The following is a 1058-nucleotide window of genomic DNA, read 5'->3' on the forward strand; positions in this document are numbered from 1 at the left end:
ACCAGGAGGTTGGCTTAGAAGCAGCCACCCTTGAAAGAGTGCGTAATAGCTCACTGGTCTAGTGATTCCGCGCCGACAATGTAGCGGGGCTCAAGCGTACCGCCGAAGTCGTGTCATTGCAGCAATACGGCCAACGCCGGCTGTGATGGGTAGGGGAGCGTCGTGTGCCGGGTGAAGCAGCCGCGGAAGCGAGTTGTGGACGGTTCACGAGTGAGAATGCAGGCATGAGTAGCGATACACACGTGAGAAACGTGTGCGCCGATTGACTAAGGGTTCCTGGGTCAAGCTGATCTGCCCAGGGTAAGTCGGGACCTAAGGCGAGGCCGACAGGCGTAGTCGATGGACAACCGGTTGATATTCCGGTACCCGCTGTGAAGCGTCAAACATCGAATCCAGTGATGCTAAGCCCGTGAAGCCGTTCCGGACCCTTCGGGGAATGGAAAGTGGTGGAGCCGGTGACCCGAGCTGGTAGTAGGTGAGTGATGGGGTGACGCAGGAAGGTAGTCCATCCCGGGCGGTGGTTGTCCCGGGGTAAGGGTGTAGGACGTCAGGTAGGTAAATCCGCCTGACATGTAGTCTGAGACCTGATGCCGAGCCGATTGTGGTGAAGTGGATGATCCTATGCTGTCGAGAAAAGCCTCTAGCGAGTTTCATGGCGGCCCGTACCCTAAACCGACTCAGGTGGTCAGGTAGAGAATACCGAGGCGTTCGGGTGAACTATGGTTAAGGAACTCGGCAAAATGCCCCCGTAACTTCGGGAGAAGGGGGGCCACGTCTGGTGATGTGCTTTACGCACTGAGCTGGGGGTGGCCGCAGAGACCAGCGAGAAGCGACTGTTTACTAAAAACACAGGTCCGTGCGAAGCCGTAAGGCGATGTATACGGACTGACGCCTGCCCGGTGCTGGAACGTTAAGGGGACCGGTTAGTCACATTTCGGTGTGGCGAAGCTGAGAACTTAAGCGCCAGTAAACGGCGGTGGTAACTATAACCATCCTAAGGTAGCGAAATTCCTTGTCGGGTAAGTTCCGACCTGCACGAATGGCGTAACGACTTCTCC

General features: G+C 56.7%; 1 rRNA gene. It reads left to right on the forward strand.

The annotated features are described in order from the left end of the window. Nucleotides 1-1058 (forward strand): 23S ribosomal RNA (locus ACFWDO_RS21485); the annotation flags it as partial.

The sequence above is a fragment of the Isoptericola sp. NPDC060185 genome (assembly GCF_042728595.1).
Taxonomy (GTDB): Bacteria; Actinomycetota; Actinomycetes; order Actinomycetales; family Cellulomonadaceae; genus Isoptericola.